Raw genomic sequence first — 1,029 nt, 5'->3', positions numbered from 1 at the left:
AGGATCTGGTTGAGGCCGATGGCGGCGATTGTGGCGGTTGCAATGCCGCCCAGCGTCACACTGCCGATGGTGAAAGTGAGGTCTCCCGCCCCGGCCACGAGGGCCACGCCAACGGGAAACAGCGTTGAGGCACGGGAGAAATCGACGCGGTTATCCACCCAGACGCGCACCATCGTCGCCGCGATCAGACCGAACAGCCCGACCGAGAGGCCACTGAGCACAGGCTCCGGAATGGCCCGCAGCAACGCCCCAAAAAACGGCGAGAACCCGAGCAGAATGGCGAACAGTCCGGCCACAGCGAAGGTCAGCGTCGAATAGACCCGCGACAGCGCCATGACGCCGATATTCTCGACATAGGTGGTCACACCCGTGCCGCCGAGACTGGCCGCCAGCATCGTCGCCAGCCCGTCCCCGAGGAACGCACGCCCTGTCAGGTGATCCAGCGGTCGCCCCGTCATGGCCCCGATCGCCTTGAGATGCCCAAGATTCTCCGCCACCAGAACCAGCGCGACAGGCGCCAGCAGAATGGCCGCATGGCCGGTAAAACGTGGTGCCGTCAGATGCGGCATCCCGATCAACGGGGCGGACAGAACTTCGGAGAAATCCATCGCCGGCGCCAGATGCAGCCCGTTCGCCACTACGACGTAGAGAAGCGTGGACACAATCAGGGACAGCAGGATCGACAGCCGCCGCAGATACGGACCGCCATAGACCGCCAGCAGCGCCGTACACAGCAGCGCAAAAATGCCGCAGGCCGTCCCGGCCCCGCCATGCCCGAGCCCGCGCGACGCCACAGGCGCCAGGTTAAGTCCGATCGCCGCGCCAATCGCCCCGGTGACGGATGGCGGCATGAGGCGCTCGATCCACCCCGAGCCCGTCATCCGGACCAGAACCCCGATCAGCGCATACACCACGCCCGCGACGAAAATTCCGCCGCAGGCCAGTGCGATATCGGGGTTCGGACCATGCCCGGAATATCCGGTCAGCGCCACGACGAGGGCGATGAAGGAAAAACTCGATCCCAGATAG

At 65.2% G+C, this 1,029-nt stretch carries 1 protein-coding gene; it reads right to left on the bottom strand.

Features of this window, described 5'->3' with window-relative positions:
* Positions 1–1,029: solute carrier family 23 protein (locus GAL01_RS15395; protein WP_099253407.1), on the bottom strand; the 1,029-nt coding region annotated here is incomplete at both ends.

The sequence above is a fragment of the Gluconobacter albidus genome, from assembly GCF_002723915.1.
Lineage (GTDB): Bacteria > Pseudomonadota > Alphaproteobacteria > Acetobacterales > Acetobacteraceae > Gluconobacter > Gluconobacter albidus.
This window is presented reverse-complemented; position numbering and strand designations above follow the sequence as displayed.